We start from the raw sequence: 15,119 nt of genomic DNA on the forward strand, positions 1-15,119 counted from the left end.
CTAAAGTATTTTTTTCTCAAATAAATCAACAACATCTTCCTGGCCAACCTGCAAGTTCCAAACATTAAAACCTAAAGAGGCAGCAGAATCAGTATTTTCTTTTTTATCATCTACAAACAAAGTGCGTTTGGGTGACAGTTCGTGTTTGTTGATTAAATATTGAAAAGCATTGGCGTTTGGTTTTCGCATTCCGATTTCAAATGAAAAGTAAACTTTTTCAAAACATTGATAAAAATCGCTGTAAAACGAAATTCCGCTTTTATTTTCGAAAGTTTCAATATGAATAGAATCAGTATTACTCAATAAAAACAATCGGTATTTTTTAGAAAGCATTTGCAGGAATTCTAATCTGTATAAAGGGAAATCTGCTAAAACAGCATTCCAGGCTTCTAATATTTCTTCTGTTGAAGCATTTGGTAATTCTTTTTGAAAACCTGCTATAAATTCATCATGAGAAATATCCCCTGTTTCAAACAAAAGATTCAAACGGTCAAATTCCGAATTCCATTCTTTCATGCCCAGTTTCTCTAATCCGGAAATAGTGGCTTGTTTATCCAGATTGATAAAAATATCTCCAAAGTCAAAAATTATAGTATCAATCATGATTTCTAAGGTATATTAATTCGTCTTTTTGGATGTAAGTTCTCAATGCATTTTTTCTTGGTAAAACAGGGGCTTTTGTTCCTTTTTTAAGAGAATTTTGTCCAGTAAAAATTCGTGCTTCGTCCCAAATATTTTCATCTATAAAAGATTGCAAAGTTTGTAAACCACCTTCAATAATAATAGACTGTATTTGATTTTGATACAAAACCGCCAAAATTTGCGGAATTATATTTTGATTAAAATTAATTACTTCAAAGGTAGTGTTTTCTGCTGATAAGCTAATTTCAGATTTTGTAAATATGATAGTTTTAACGCTGTCATCAAAAATAAAACTACTTTTTGAAATACGGCTATTTTGATCCAAAATCACTCTTGTAGGGTTATTGCCACTCCAGTCACGAACATTTAATTTAGGATTGTCATCAATTACGGTCTGTGTTCCTGTAAAAATTGCTTGTTCTTCGCTACGCCATTTATGAACCAGTTGTCGTGAATACTGATTGGTAATCCAAACGGGTTTACGTTCCTGATTAATTTGTTTTTCAGGTGACAGAAAACCGTCTTGACTTTCTGCCCATTTTAATATAATATAAGGTCTTTTTTTATTGTGAAAAGTAAAAAAACGTTTATTGAGCTCGTAGCATTCGCTTTCTAAAATGCCTACTATAACGCTGGCACCTGATTCGATTATTTTTTTTATTCCTCTTCCAGCTACTTTTTCATTGGGATCAACGGTTCCTACTACTACAGTCGGAATTTTATGTTCAATAATCAAATCGCAACACGGAGGTGTTTTGCCAAAATGACTGCAGGGTTCTAAACTTACATAGATAGTAGCGTTTTTAAGAAGCGATTTGTCTTTTACAGATCGAATCGCATTTACTTCGGCATGTGGTTCTCCGGCTTTTTTGTGCCAGCCTTCGCCTATAATTTTATCCTCATAAACGATTACACTTCCTACCATTGGATTTGGATAGGTGGTTCCAAAGCCATTTTTGGCCAGTTCTATGCATCGTTTTATGTATTTCTCATGTATGTTCACGATACAAAAGTAATTATTTTTGAGTTTTGTCCCCAGAGTTATTGGGATAGTTATGAAACTATCAAAAAAGTATTTCTATTTTTGTAATGTATCAGACTGTAATGTAAAATGGAAAATTGGTTTATCAGAAAAATTAAAAAAGAAGACAATCAGGCAGTTGCTCAATTAATAAGATCAGTTTTTGATGAAATGAAAATTCCAAAAACAGGAACAGCTTATGAAGATTCGTATTTAGATTTCATGTTTGAAGAATATAATAAATCGGAATCGGTTTATTTTGTAGTTGAAAATGAGGGCGAAATTGTTGGATGTTGTGGAATTGCACCTTTAGAAAACGGTGATCCAAAGATTTGTGAACTACAAAAGATGTATTTTTTGCCTAAAACCCGCGGATTAGGAATAGGAAGTGAAATGATGAAAAAATGTTTGGAAGAAGCTAAAAGCTTTGGTTTTGAAAAATGTTACATAGAAACAATGCCATTTATGCATGCCGCTCAAAAGTTATATAAAAAATCAGGATTTGAGTATTTAGATGCTCCATTAGGATGTACCGGACATAACTCCTGTCCAGTCTGGATGTTGAAAGAATTGTAAAATAACATTGTAACAAAATTTACTTTACGATACTTATTTGTAAAATGTAATTGCATTTGGTCTAAAAATACTGAAAAGCCCTTAAATGAAAATCAAACAATACAGAACTCAATTTATTAAGGAACTTTCTTCTTTATATGACGCATATGAAGCAGAGAGTTTTTTTTATTTGATATTAGAAAATAAACATAAGCTGAGACAAATTGATTTGGCGCTGAATCATGAACTAACTTTTACAGATGCTGATTTGGTTGTTTGGAGTACTTTTTTAAATCGATTAAAAAAAGAAGTTCCGATTCAGTATTTACTTGGAAAAACGAGTTTTTACGGTTTAGATTTTGAAGTAAATGAAAACGTTTTGATTCCGAGGCCTGAAACTGAAGAATTAGTAGAATGGATTATTAATGAAAATAAGATTACTGATAAAACCAAAAAACTGAAAATTCTGGATATAGGAACAGGAAGTGGCTGTATTGCGGTTTCGCTTGCCAAAAATCTTCCTAATGCTGATGTTTATGCTATCGATGTTTCGAAAAGGGCAATAGAAACTGCAAAAAAAAATGCCAGAAGCAATAATGTCAAAGTAACTTTTATGTTTAAAAATATTTTAGAATTAGATATTTTAAAATATGATTATGATATTGTTGTTTCGAATCCACCTTATGTTCGTAATTTAGAAAAACCGGAAATCAAAAAAAATGTCCTGGATCACGAACCCCATTTGGCTCTTTTTGTAGATGATAATGATGCCTTGGTTTTTTATAGAAAAATTGCAGGACTGGCACATAAAAGTCTTTCAGAAAACGGGCAGTTGTACTTTGAAATCAATCAGTATTTAGGAAAGGAAATGACTGAATTATTAGAGAAAATGGATTTTAAGAATATTGAACTTCGAAAAGATATTTATGATAATGACAGGATGATGAAGGGAATAAAAGGTGATTTATAACATAAATTCCTAATCTAGCCCCGATAGAAGAGAAAACCTTTTGTGCCGGGGTTCGGCGCAAAAGTTTGAAACGGATAGCGGGACAATTGGTCTTTTGAGACAAGTGAATTTTGCTTCTAATAAAACTACTCGTAACGCAAAGCTTCTATAGGGTCAAGTTGTGATGCTTTAATTGCAGGGTACAATCCGGAAACAATGGCCACCATAAAGCTGGTTCCAAAAGCGATGGTGATAGCAAACCACGGAACTACAAAAGCAAAACTCATGGCAGTTGCAATACCAAATCCTATTAACATTCCTAATATGATTCCAACTAATCCGCCAATTTGTCCAATTAATAAGGTTTCAATAAAAAATTGAAAGGCAACGGTTGCTCTTGTTGCTCCCAATGCTTTTCGGACACCGATTTCCCGGGTACGTTCTGTAACGGAAACTATCATAATATTCATTAAAGCGATCGATGATCCTAATATTGTAATTATACTAATAATAGCAGAAGCCCAATCTAAATATTGTGTAATTCCTAAGATTCTGTTGATTAAATCGTCACTTCGGCCAATACCGAAATTATTGTCGCGAACAGGACTTAGTTTACGAACTCTTCGCATGGTGCTTGTCGCATTATCAATGGCCTGATCTAAAAGTTCTTTTTTAGAAACCATTATACTCATGGTATAATTGATGTTTGGTGCGGTAAACAAAGAACGCGCTACCTGAATTGGAATCAGAACGCGTAAATCCTGGCTGTTTCCAAATGTTGATCCTTTTTCTTTTAAGACTCCGATAACTTTAAAACGAGCTCCGCGAATAGAGATTATTTTGTCAATTGGATTAATGTCTTTTAATAGCCCTTTTTCAAAATCAGAACCTACTACGCACGAATACGTATTGTTATCAATATCAAATTGATTAAAAGAACGCCCCAGGTTAATTTCTAAACCTGAATTAGAAATAAAATGCTCGTCGACCCCCAAAATTTTAATTTCAGGATCTGTTTTTTGATCCAAATATTTAACTTCAGCGGTTGAAGTTGCCGTAAAAGAAAGAGAAGTTTCCGTAAAAGGGTATTTGTATTTATTTTTGAAAGCAACGGCCTCCGGATAGGAAATGATTGGATTTATGATTTCGCGCTCGTTTCCACCGCGGTTTTTAACGGTGTTTGCATATTGGTTAATGTTAAAAGTATTCGCACCCATGGAAGCAAAATTGGTCGAAACGGTATTCTCGAGTGCTGTTACAACTGTAAGGATTCCGACTAAAGCTGTGATTCCGATTGCAATAATTAAGACAGTAAGAATGGTTCTCAGCAATTGTGTTTTGATGGAGCCAAAAGCAATTCGGATATTTTCTTTAAATAATTTTAGCATCATAACCAATTTGACACGAAAATACGTTTTTTGTTACAAGTTTGTTTTCGAAGCTGTATTATTTATTTTAAAAAGTAAGATATTTGCAGGCGATTAAAAAATTTAAAAAAAAATAATGTCAAAAGGTTTTTAGAATTAGTAGCAATGAAAATCTAAATCTAATAATCCCAAAAAATCTAAATAATCTAAAAAGATGGCTTCAAAACCAAGCGTGCCAAAAGGGACAAGAGATTTTTCACCTTCAGAGGTGTCAAAGCGCCAGTATATTATACAGACTATAAAAGCTAATTTCGAGAAATTTGGTTTTCAGCCAATTGAAACTCCTTCATTTGAAAATTCAGATACGCTGATGGGGAAATATGGTGAAGAGGGAGATCGTTTGATTTTTAAAATATTGAATTCAGGTAATTTTTTCTATGATAAAAAAGAAAAAATTGAATTACCGGAATCTATAGAAGCTCTGCAAGTTAATTCTGCTGAAACAATTGATGTTAAACAAAGAATTGAGTTGAATAAATTTACTGGAAAAATTTCAGAGAAGGCTTTACGATATGATTTGACAGTTCCATTTGCAAGATATGTTGTACAGCACCAAAATGATATTGTATTTCCTTTTAAAAGATATCAAATCCAGCCGGTTTGGAGGGCAGATAATCCTCAAAATGGACGCTATAGAGAGTTTTACCAATGCGATGCAGATGTTGTAGGTTCAAAATCGTTATGGCAGGAAGTTGAATTGGTTCAGTTATATGATACCGTTTTTACATCTTTAGGTTTAGAAGGGGTGACCATCAAAATCAATAACAGAAAAATATTGTCTGGAATTGCTGAGGTAATTGGTGCTTCTGATAAGTTAATTGATTTTACAGTTGCTCTTGATAAATTAGATAAAATTGGAGAAGACGGCGTTAAAAAAGAAATGATCGAAAAAGGCATTTCTGAAGAAGCTTTGGTAAAAGTGCAGCCGCTTTTTAGCTTCTCAGGAACTTTTGCAGACAAAATTGCACAGCTTTCAGAATTATTGGTTTCTTCTGAAGAGGGAATGAAAGGTGTTGAGGAGTTAAAATTTATATGTGACAATGTTGCAGATTTAGGATTGTCAACTGCAATTTTAGATTTAGATGTGACTTTAGCCAGAGGACTAAATTACTATACAGGAGCTATTTTTGAAGTTGCAGCGCCAAAAACTGTTTCCATAGGTTCTATTGGCGGCGGCGGAAGATACGACGATTTGACAGGTATTTTTGGTTTAAAAAATATGAGTGGTGTTGGGATTTCTTTTGGATTGGATAGAATTTATCTGGTTTTAGAAAAATTACAATTATTCCCGGAAACTGTCGCTGCAACTTCGAAAGCTTTATTTGTGAATTATGGTGATAAAGAAGCTCTGTACGCTTCTCAGGCAATCCAGAAATTACGACAAGAAAACATAAAAGTAGAATTGTATCCTGATAATGTAAAAGTTGGAAAACAATTTCAATATGCAGACAAACGTTTGATTCCTTTTGCAGTAATTGCAGGCGATCAGGAAATAGCTTCCAATACTTATGCACTTAAAAATTTAGTTACAGGTGAGCAGGTTTCTGTTGACTTAGAAGGATTGAAGAATGCTTTATTGGCATAATTTGAATGTAAAGTGTTTTTGGCATAGATCAAAAAAAAGCATTTTATATATTTTTCTTTCACTCAGATTTTGCAGATTTCAGTAGATTTAATTTGATTTTCTAATTTAAAAAATCTGAGCACATCTGCTTAAATCTGCAAAAATCAGAGGAAACAGCTTGGTATAAATTTGCATTTTTTTTGTTACAGATTTAAAGATTAAATGATTTGTTTTATGCTGATTTTGCGAATTTTAGCAGATTTAGATTGTTTTTTTATTAAAATAATCTGCACTCATCAGGTTAAATCTTTTAAAATCGGCGTGAAATAATTTGCGAGGCAACAAAAAAACCGTTTAATTTGCGGCCTTAAGTTACGGGCGTAGTTCAAGGGTAGAATAGCGGTCTCCAAAACCGTTGATGGGGGTTCGAATCCCTCCGCCCGTGCAAAATACTAATTATTACCGAAGATTTCAATTGAAGTTAAAAAGGTAAAAAAAAAGCATAAAAAAAGCTTCGTCAATTAGGCGAAGCTTTTTTTTAATATAAGGTAAACTTGAATTAATAATTTATATAAGCCGAGGCTAACCCTTAAATTCAAACTTTGATAGGTAATAACACTGATTTTATTTTCAGGTTCAAATATAGGGCAAACGAAAACGTAATAGTCTTAAAATTATACTAAATTTTTCTTTAAGAATTTTTAGCTTGAAAATATTTTGTCATTTTCAAAAAAGTGACAATTTGACATTTTCGAAGATTTGGCAGTACTTTTGCAATCCAACAGAAAGAATTAAAAATGAAGTTTAAGAATATTTTTAAAAATACAAATAATATGACTACGGAAAATACAGAATTCGATCAGGAATTAGATGATGTAACGTTAGAGAACAATGCAAACGGAGAGCAGTTAATTGTTGAAGAATTAAGTGTTGAAGAGCAATTGACTCAAGACTTGGCAAAAGAAAAAGATAAGTTTTTGAGATTATTTGCTGAATTTGAAAATTACAAAAAAAGAACTTCAAAAGAGCGTATCGATTTATTCAAAACTGCCAATCAGGAAGTTTTGTTAGCAATGTTGCCAGTTTTGGACGATTTTGACAGAGCTGCTGTAGAAATTAACAAGTCTGAAGATGAAAATTTGAAAAAAGGAGTAGAGCTAATTCACGAAAAACTAAAAAGTACATTGGTTTCTAAAGGTTTAGAGCAGGTAGAAATACAGGCTGGTGATACTTTTAATGCTGATTTTGCAGAGGCTATTACTCAAATCCCGGCGCCTTCTGATAAACTGAAAGGTAAAATAGTTGATGTTATTGAAAAAGGATACAAATTAGGAGACAAAATTATTCGTTTTCCTAAAGTGGTTATCGGAAACTAAAAAATGCAAACAAAAGTTTCAAACGCTAGTTTTAAAATTGGCTTTTGGAATTTTAAGATTTGGAATTTAACCTTATTATGAAAAAAGATTTTTACGAAATACTTGGCATTTCAAAAAGTGCCGATGCTGCCGAAATTAAAAAAGCATACAGAAAAAGTGCGCTAAAATATCACCCTGATAAAAATCCGGGCGACAAAGAGGCAGAAGAAAACTTCAAATTGGCAGCAGAAGCTTATGAAGTTTTGAGTGACCCTCAGAAAAAAGCGAAATACGATCAATACGGGCATCAGGCATTTGATGGTTCCGGCGGATTTGGCGGTGGTCATGGCGGTATGAATATGGATGACATTTTCAGCCAGTTTGGTGATATTTTTGGTGGTGGATTTGGTGGATTTGGCGGCGGCGGAGGTGGTCCTCGTCGTGCTAAAGGAAGCAATCTTCGAATTAAAGTAAAACTAACTTTAGAAGAAATTGCAAATGGTGTTGAGAAAAAAGTAAAAGTAAAACGTAAAGTTCAGGCTAAAGGGGTTACCTACAAAACTTGTTCGACTTGTAATGGTCAAGGACAAGTAATGCGTGTAACTAACACTATCTTAGGACGAATGCAATCTGCATCAACATGCCCTGCTTGTGGTGGTTCTGGTCAGATTTTAGATAAAAAACCTTCTGAAGCAGACTCGCAAGGAATGGTTCAGGAAGATGAAACGGTATCAATCAAAATTCCTGCCGGAGTAGTTGATGGAATGCAGTTAAAAGTTTCTAATAAAGGAAATGATGCTCCTGGTAATAGTATTCCGGGTGACTTAATTGTTGCAATTGAAGAAATTGAGCACGAATTATTAAAACGTGAAGGAGAAAATATTCACTATGATTTATACATAAGTTTTCCTGAAGCTGTTTTAGGCGTGTCTAAAGATATCGAAGCAATTAACGGAAAAGTTCGTATTAAACTTGAAGAAGGAATTCAGTCCGGAAAAATCTTAAGATTAAAAGGAAAAGGTATTCCAAGTATCAACGGTTATGGAAACGGGGATTTATTGGTTCACGTAAATGTCTGGACACCTAAAACGTTAAATAAAGAGCAAAAACAATTTTTTGAAAATGCTTTAAATGACGAACATTTTATTCCAAGTCCTGAGAAATCAGAAAAATCATTTTTTGAAAAAGTAAAAGATATGTTTTCATAATCTAAGCTTCTTTTTAAATGTAGAAATAAATCCAAACCCATTCTAAGGTAAATTTTAGAATGGGTTTTTTATGTATTAACGCTTAGATTCGCTCCGAATTATTTACTTTTACAGTCGCAAAAACATAATGGTCAAACTGACGCAGAAAATCCTGAAAACAGCATGAGCAACTTACTCGAAGTACATAAAGTCGTAAAACAATACGGCGATTATGTAGCGCTTAACGAAGTTTCATTAAATGTGCCAAAAGGCAGTATATACGGATTATTAGGTCCGAATGGAGCCGGAAAAACTTCCTTAATCAGAATCATCAATCAAATCACGCTGCCAGATAGCGGTGAAATTATTCTGGATGGAGAAAAATTACAGGCAAAACATGTGCAGACTATTGGCTATCTTCCGGAAGAAAGAGGTTTGTACAGTTCGATGAAAGTGGGGGAACAGTGTTTGTATCTGGCTCAAATGAAAGGACTTTCGAAAGCTGAGGCTAAACGACAGTTAGACTACTGGTTTGACCGTTTGGGAATTCAGGGATGGTGGAACAAGAAAATCCAGGAACTTTCTAAAGGAATGGCACAGAAAATTCAGTTTGTAGTTTGTGTTTTGCACAAACCTAAATTACTAATTTTAGATGAACCTTTTTCGGGTTTTGATCCTGTAAACGCCAATGTAATCAAAGACGAAATTTTGGCTTTGAAAGAACAAGGTTCGACAATTATTTTCTCTACCCACCGAATGGAAAGTGTAGAAGAACTTTGTGATTATATTTCTTTGATACATAAGTCAAATAAATTAATAGAAGGCAAGGTTGGTGATGTAAAACGTCAATTTAGAACAAACAGTTTTGAAGTCGGAATTTTAACGCATAATGTTGAAGGTCTGATGTATGACATTACACAAAAATTTACTGTTTCTCCTGCAAACTTTAAATCGCTGAATGATGATTTAAAACTAAATATACAAATTGGAAATGCAACTCCAAATGAATTATTGAACATCTTAACGCAGCGTGGACAAGTCACACATTTCGTAGAAAAAATACCAAGTATAAACGATATTTTTATTCAGACAGTAACAGATAAAAAATAAAATTTCAAAAAATAAATTTCAAATTCCGAATTAGAGCTTTTAATTTGGAATTTGAAATTTGAAAATTAAAATATTTATGAGCATCATTTCGTTGATTATTAAAAGAGAATTTATTGCAAAAGTGCGTAATAAATCTTTTGTTGTCATGACTTTTTTAAGTCCGTTATTGTTTGTAGCAATTGCGGGGTTTATTGGCTATCTGAGTTCAATGAAGGCTGAAACCAAACGAATTGCCATTCATGATGAAACGGGCTTATTTGTTGCAGATTTTTTAAAAGAAAATAAGAAGGGTGCTGAATTTAAATATCTTAATTTATCTGAAATTGATGTAAAAGCTTTAAAAGACAGTATTACAAAAGAAAATTTCAGCGGATTAATCGTTATTCCGAAAACCAGTGAAAACAAAGACTTAGAAAGTAAAATTGAATTTATTTCTAATAGCAGTCCCAGTATTTCTTTTATAGAAAACACTCAGGATATCATTGGTAATAAAATTACGAAACTAAATCTGGAAGAAGCCAAACTGGATACTTTGGCAATTCAAAAAGCACAATCAAAAGTTAATATTCATTTGGTTAAAGCTTCCGGAGAAGAAAGTTTAAAAGGCCTGAACGAAATTAAAATCGGAATTGGAGGTGCTTTCGGATACTTAATCATGATGTTCATTATCATTTATGGAAATATGGTCATGAGAAGCGTAATTGAAGAAAAAACAAGCCGGATTATTGAAATTATCATTTCATCGGTTAAGCCATTTCAATTGATGATCGGTAAAATTGTGGGGACTTCGCTTGCAGGATTGTTGCAATTTATAATCTGGGCTATAATTGGTTTAGGATTGATGTTTGCTGCATCGGTATTTTTTGGAGTAAATGTTGGGCCAACGGCTAGAATTTCTCCTGAATTAATGCAATCAGCACAACACGAGCTCTCAGGCTCTGCACAAATGTATATAACTGAATTATGGAATTTACCAATTGCCAGCATCTTAATTGGTTTTGTGATTTATTTCATTGGAGGCTATTTTCTATATAGTTCCTTTTATGCAGCAATTGGAGCAGCAGTCGACAATCAAACGGATTCACAGCAATTTCTTTTACCCATCATGATGCCATTGATTTTGAGTGTTTATATCGGTTTTTTTACCGTTGTAAATGATCCTCACGGAACTGTGGCAGTTGTATTTTCAATGATTCCGCTAACGTCTCCAATTGTTATGTTAATGAGGCTTCCGTTTGGCGTGCCTTGGTGGCAAATCGCAATTTCGGTATCATTATTGTTTGCAACCTTTTTCTTTGTGGTTTGGTTTGCTGCAAAAATTTACCGTGTAGGGATTTTAATGTATGGTAAAAAACCAACATGGAAGGAATTGTACAGATGGCTTAAATATTAATTGAGGATGCTAAGATACTAAGGTTCTTAGACGCTAAGATTTTAGCTGTCAGAAAAAAACTTAGAAACTTAGCAGCTTAGAATCTCAGAATCTTAAAAATATATGAGTAAAATACTAATTATAGAAGACGAAGCAGCTATCAGAAGAGTTTTGGTAAAGATTTTGTCAGAAGAAAATGATACATATCAGGTTGAAGAAGCAGAAGATGGAGTTACCGGACTTGAGAAAATAAAAAACAATGACTATGATTTGGTTTTGTGTGATATCAAAATGCCAAAAATGGACGGTGTTGAGGTTTTAGAAGCGGTAAAAAAAATCAAACCTGAAATCCCGATGGTGATGATTTCAGGACACGGTGATATGGAAACTGCGATTCAAACAATGCGCTTAGGCGCATTTGATTATATCTCGAAACCACCGGATTTAAATCGTTTGCTAAATACGGTCCGAAATGCTTTAGATAAAAAACAGCTCGTTGTTGAAAATAAAATTCTGAAGAAAAAGGTCAGTAAAAACTACGAAATGGTGGGAGAAAGCGAAGCTATTAATCATATAAAAGTAATGATTGATAAAGTAGCTCCAACTGAAGCCAGAGTCTTAATTACGGGGCCTAACGGAACAGGAAAAGAATTGGTAGCCCATCAATTACATGAGAAGAGCGAACGTGCTAATTTTCCATTAATTGAAGTAAATTGCGCTGCTATTCCGAGTGAATTGATTGAAAGTGAATTATTTGGACACGTAAAAGGTGCTTTTACCTCAGCCGTGAAAGATCGTGCCGGAAAATTTGAAGCAGCTGACAAAGGAACTATTTTTCTGGATGAAATTGGTGATATGAGCCTTTCAGCACAAGCCAAAGTATTGCGTGCTTTACAAGAAAGTATGATTACCAGAGTTGGGGCTGAAAAAGATATTAAAGTGGATGTTCGGGTAGTTGCAGCGACCAATAAAGATTTAAAAACAGAAATTGCACAAGGTCGTTTCCGTGAGGATTTGTACCACCGTCTGGCTGTAATTTTAATTAAAGTTCCCGCATTAAATGACAGGCGTGATGATATTCCGGCACTGATTAAACATTTTTCTGAGAAAATTGCTTCAGAACAAGGGAACGCCCTGAAAGTGTTTTCGGCACAAGCCATAAAATTATTACAGGAATATGACTGGACAGGAAATATTCGTGAACTTCGAAATGTGGTTGAGAGACTTATTATTTTAGGTGGAAACGAAATCTCAGAAACCGATGTTAAAATGTTTGCAAGTAAATAAATTTAATGATTTAAAAATTTGAGAATTTGGCTTGAGCTGAAATTTTTTAATTTTTAAATCTTTTAATCATTAATAATGAAACTAAAAAAAATAAACGAAAAGCTACAAGATGCACTCATTGAAAATGGTTTAACAGAAGCAAATATATTGCAAATGGAAACTTTTTCAACAATCAAAAGTGGTGCGGACTGTATGATTATTTCTCCGGCAGGAACTGGAAAATCGACAACAATTGTATTGAATGTAATTCAGCAATTGGCCGGGCAAACAGAAGAATCACCACGGGCTTTGATTATTGTTGAAGACAAGGAGAAAGTGCTGGCTATGGAAGCTCTTTTCGAAAAATACGGAAAGTATACTAATCTTGAAGTATATGGGGTACATGATAAGGGAGATATGGATTATGATAAAAATTATATTTCAACAGGAATTGATGTTTTAATTGGAACACCAAATAAGTTAAGCGATATGTTTACCACGGCAGGTTACAATGTAAATCGTTTGAAAATGTTTATTCTTGACGATGCTGATCCAATATTGAAATTACGAAATGAAACTAAAATCATGCGTATTTCGAATAGTATTGCAAAAACTCAACGTATCATTTTTGCTGAAACCTTAACTGAACGCATCGAAATTTTAGCAGATAAAATGCTGTTGGAACCTTATTTCTTTGATATGGATGAAGAGGGGGAAGAGGAGCTTGATGAAGAGGAAGATGATATAGAAGAGGAATAAGCTGTTTCGAAATTATATGGAAATCATAAAGACATTTAAATTTTTAGCAATCGTACTTTCAGTATTTTTTGTTGTCGTTTATGTAATTATTGTTTCTTACGTATATTTTAATCAGGTTGGAATGGTTTTTCAAAGTGCTGCTCTTTCTAAAGAATATCAGTTTGAATATCAAAGTCAATTTGAAGAGATAAACATTAAATCTTTTGATGGAGTAAATCTTAACGGAATTTTATTTAAAGCAGAGAATTCCAAAGGTTTGGTTTTTTATCTTCATGGAAATGCAGGAACACTTGAAACCTGGGGAAGTATCTCTAAAATTTATACTTCATTAGGATATGATATTTTTATTTTGGATTACCGAAGTTTCGGGAAAAGTGAAGGTGAAATAGAAAATGAAGAACAGTTAAATAAGGATGTTACAGTAGTCTATAAAAAAATAAAACAAAGATATTCAGAAGACAAAATTATCATTGCAGGTTATTCGATCGGTTCAGGCCTGGCCACAATTTTAGCTTCTGAAAATAACCCAAAAGCTTTAATTCTGCAATCTCCTTATTTTAGTTTTACAGAACTATCAAGTACGAAAGTTCCCTTCTTTCCTAATTTCATGAAGAAATTTCGTTTAGAAACGCATCATTATTTGCCAAAAGTAAAAGCACCGATTTATATTTTCCATGGCATAGATGATCAATTAATTTCATGTTCAAATTCCGTTAGGTTAAATAAATTATTAGATTTTAAGGGACATTTTTGTGGGTTGAAAGACCAAGGACATATTGGAATGAACGAGAATGATGATTTTAAAAAACAGCTAAAAATAATTTTGCAATAAAGAAAATAAAATAATAATAAAAAATAAATGTCATGGGATTGATGAAAGCATTTTCAGGAAGTGAAGTATTAGCAATTGCTTTGCAGGAAAGATTGGAAGAAGCCGGAGTAGAAACAGTAAAAAAAGATAATATTCAATCTGCGCGTTTAGGAGGAGCAGATCTGGCTGTTGAAATTTTCATTCAGGAGACTGATTTTGCAAAAGCAAATCCGGTAATTGAAAAGTTTAGAATGAGTATTTAATCCTGATTTTAATTATATTAAATATGCAATATAAAATGTTAGTACTCGACATGGATGATACCTTGTTGACAGACGATCATAAAATTTCAGAATTAAATAAAAAAGTACTTCTTGAGGCACAGACAAAAGGGGTTTATGTTGTTTTGGCTTCCGGGCGTCCAACATCTGCTATGACTGCTTATGCAAAGGAACTAGAATTAGATTTAAATGATTCTTATATAATTTCATTTAATGGTGCTGTTATAAGCCAGGCAAAGGATGATCTTGTTTTATTTGAGCAGTGCTTAACTATTGCCCAAATTCATGATTTATACGATTATAGTGTAAAAATGAAAACTCATATTATTACCTATCTGGATGGCGAAATTATAAGCGAAACCGATTCCGAGTATATAGAAATTGAAAAAGAAATTACCGGACTGCCTCATAATAAAGTTTTCAGTTTTAAAGATTATGTAGACAGACCTGCAGTAAAATGTATTTTGTTGGAACATCCTGATTATTTAAAAAAAGTAGAGAAAGATTTGAAAACAGAAATGCCTCATTTAAGTATTGCAATGTCTAAACCTTTTTTTCTGGAAGCTGCTCAACACGGAATTGACAAGGCGGCAAGTATAAAGTTCCTTGCTGAAAAGTTAAACATTCATCAAAGCGAAATTATCGCAGTTGGAAATGCCGGTAACGATTTAACCATGATTGAATATGCCGGTTTAGGAGTTTGGGTTGATAATGTTACGCCAGAATTGCGTGACAGAGCCAATGTTATTGTGGCATCAAATAATAACAATGGTGTTGCTGAGGTTGTACAGAGATATATATTGGTCTAAATAAAAAATCC

15 protein-coding genes and 1 tRNA gene are annotated in these 15,119 nt (G+C 33.3%); 13 read left to right on the plus strand and 3 right to left on the minus strand.

All coding sequences use genetic code 11. The features are described 5' to 3' along the window. Positions 1 to 603, minus strand: coding sequence for an HAD family phosphatase (locus BXU10_RS03115; protein ID WP_078226050.1), 603 nt, complete (start codon positions 601 to 603; stop codon positions 1 to 3). Beyond that, the gene (gene ribD, locus BXU10_RS03120) at positions 596 to 1,645 is read right to left on the minus strand and encodes a bifunctional diaminohydroxyphosphoribosylaminopyrimidine deaminase/5-amino-6-(5-phosphoribosylamino)uracil reductase RibD (RefSeq protein WP_078226051.1); all 1,050 of its coding nucleotides are present in this window, start codon (positions 1,643 to 1,645) and stop codon (positions 596 to 598) included. The genes BXU10_RS03115 and ribD overlap by 8 nt, the downstream gene beginning before the upstream one ends. Before the next feature lie 108 nt (positions 1,646 to 1,753). Between ribD and BXU10_RS03125 the strand changes: the two genes are divergently transcribed. Together BXU10_RS03125 and prmC are read left to right on the plus strand one after the other, a co-directional pair. Then, complete coding sequence (locus tag BXU10_RS03125) at positions 1,754 to 2,239, plus strand: GNAT family N-acetyltransferase (protein ID WP_078226052.1); 486 nt, start codon at positions 1,754 to 1,756, stop codon at positions 2,237 to 2,239. Between the two features lie 85 nt (positions 2,240 to 2,324). After that, entirely contained in the window at positions 2,325 to 3,188 is an 864-nt protein-coding gene (gene prmC, locus BXU10_RS03130) for a peptide chain release factor N(5)-glutamine methyltransferase (RefSeq protein WP_078226053.1), read from the plus strand. Positions 3,189 to 3,313: 125 nt separating this feature from the next. On the opposite strand, the gene BXU10_RS03135 is transcribed toward prmC, so the two are convergent. Next, positions 3,314 to 4,558, minus strand: coding sequence for an ABC transporter permease (locus BXU10_RS03135; RefSeq protein ID WP_078226054.1), 1,245 nt, complete (start codon positions 4,556 to 4,558; stop codon positions 3,314 to 3,316). A 190-nt stretch (positions 4,559 to 4,748) separates the two neighbouring features. Between BXU10_RS03135 and hisS the strand changes: the two genes are divergently transcribed. From hisS to BXU10_RS03190, 11 genes are all read left to right on the plus strand, one after another. Next, the gene (hisS, locus tag BXU10_RS03140; RefSeq protein WP_078226055.1) at positions 4,749 to 6,179 is read left to right on the plus strand and encodes a histidine--tRNA ligase; all 1,431 of its coding nucleotides are present in this window, start codon (positions 4,749 to 4,751) and stop codon (positions 6,177 to 6,179) included. A gap of 353 nt (positions 6,180 to 6,532) precedes the next feature. Next, a tRNA-Trp gene (locus tag BXU10_RS03145) sits at positions 6,533 to 6,603 on the plus strand. A 352-nt stretch (positions 6,604 to 6,955) separates the two neighbouring features. Further along, positions 6,956 to 7,534 carry a nucleotide exchange factor GrpE gene (locus BXU10_RS03150; protein ID WP_078226056.1) on the plus strand — a complete coding sequence of 193 codons (579 nt, stop codon included), beginning with the start codon at positions 6,956 to 6,958 and terminating at the stop codon, positions 7,532 to 7,534. Between the two features lie 77 nt (positions 7,535 to 7,611). Next, positions 7,612 to 8,721, plus strand: a complete 1,110-nt coding sequence (dnaJ, locus tag BXU10_RS03155; protein WP_031456174.1) for a molecular chaperone DnaJ — start codon at positions 7,612 to 7,614, stop codon at positions 8,719 to 8,721. Between the two features lie 162 nt (positions 8,722 to 8,883). After that, a complete protein-coding gene (locus BXU10_RS03160; protein WP_078226057.1) occupies positions 8,884 to 9,810 on the plus strand; it encodes an ABC transporter ATP-binding protein in 927 nt (308 codons plus the stop codon). Between the two features lie 76 nt (positions 9,811 to 9,886). Next, entirely contained in the window at positions 9,887 to 11,203 is a 1,317-nt protein-coding gene (locus BXU10_RS03165) for an ABC transporter permease (protein WP_031456172.1), read from the plus strand. A 102-nt stretch (positions 11,204 to 11,305) separates the two neighbouring features. After that, positions 11,306 to 12,469: a sigma-54 dependent transcriptional regulator gene (locus tag BXU10_RS03170; RefSeq protein WP_078226058.1), complete on the plus strand. Its 1,164-nt coding sequence runs from the start codon at positions 11,306 to 11,308 to the stop codon at positions 12,467 to 12,469. A 75-nt stretch (positions 12,470 to 12,544) separates the two neighbouring features. Next, positions 12,545 to 13,207 carry a DEAD/DEAH box helicase gene (locus tag BXU10_RS03175; protein ID WP_078226059.1) on the plus strand — a complete coding sequence of 221 codons (663 nt, stop codon included), beginning with the start codon at positions 12,545 to 12,547 and terminating at the stop codon, positions 13,205 to 13,207. Positions 13,208 to 13,223: 16 nt separating this feature from the next. Beyond that, positions 13,224 to 14,039, plus strand: a complete 816-nt coding sequence (locus BXU10_RS03180; protein ID WP_078226060.1) for an alpha/beta hydrolase — start codon at positions 13,224 to 13,226, stop codon at positions 14,037 to 14,039. A gap of 32 nt (positions 14,040 to 14,071) precedes the next feature. Further along, a complete protein-coding gene (locus BXU10_RS03185; RefSeq protein WP_078226061.1) occupies positions 14,072 to 14,281 on the plus strand; it encodes a putative signal transducing protein in 210 nt (69 codons plus the stop codon). A gap of 35 nt (positions 14,282 to 14,316) precedes the next feature. Beyond that, positions 14,317 to 15,108: a Cof-type HAD-IIB family hydrolase gene (locus BXU10_RS03190; RefSeq protein ID WP_223255382.1), complete on the plus strand. Its 792-nt coding sequence runs from the start codon at positions 14,317 to 14,319 to the stop codon at positions 15,106 to 15,108. Positions 15,109 to 15,119: the final 11 nt, after the last annotated feature.

Source organism: Flavobacterium sp. LM4, from assembly GCF_002017935.1.
Classification (GTDB): Bacteria; Bacteroidota; Bacteroidia; order Flavobacteriales; family Flavobacteriaceae; genus Flavobacterium; species Flavobacterium chungangense.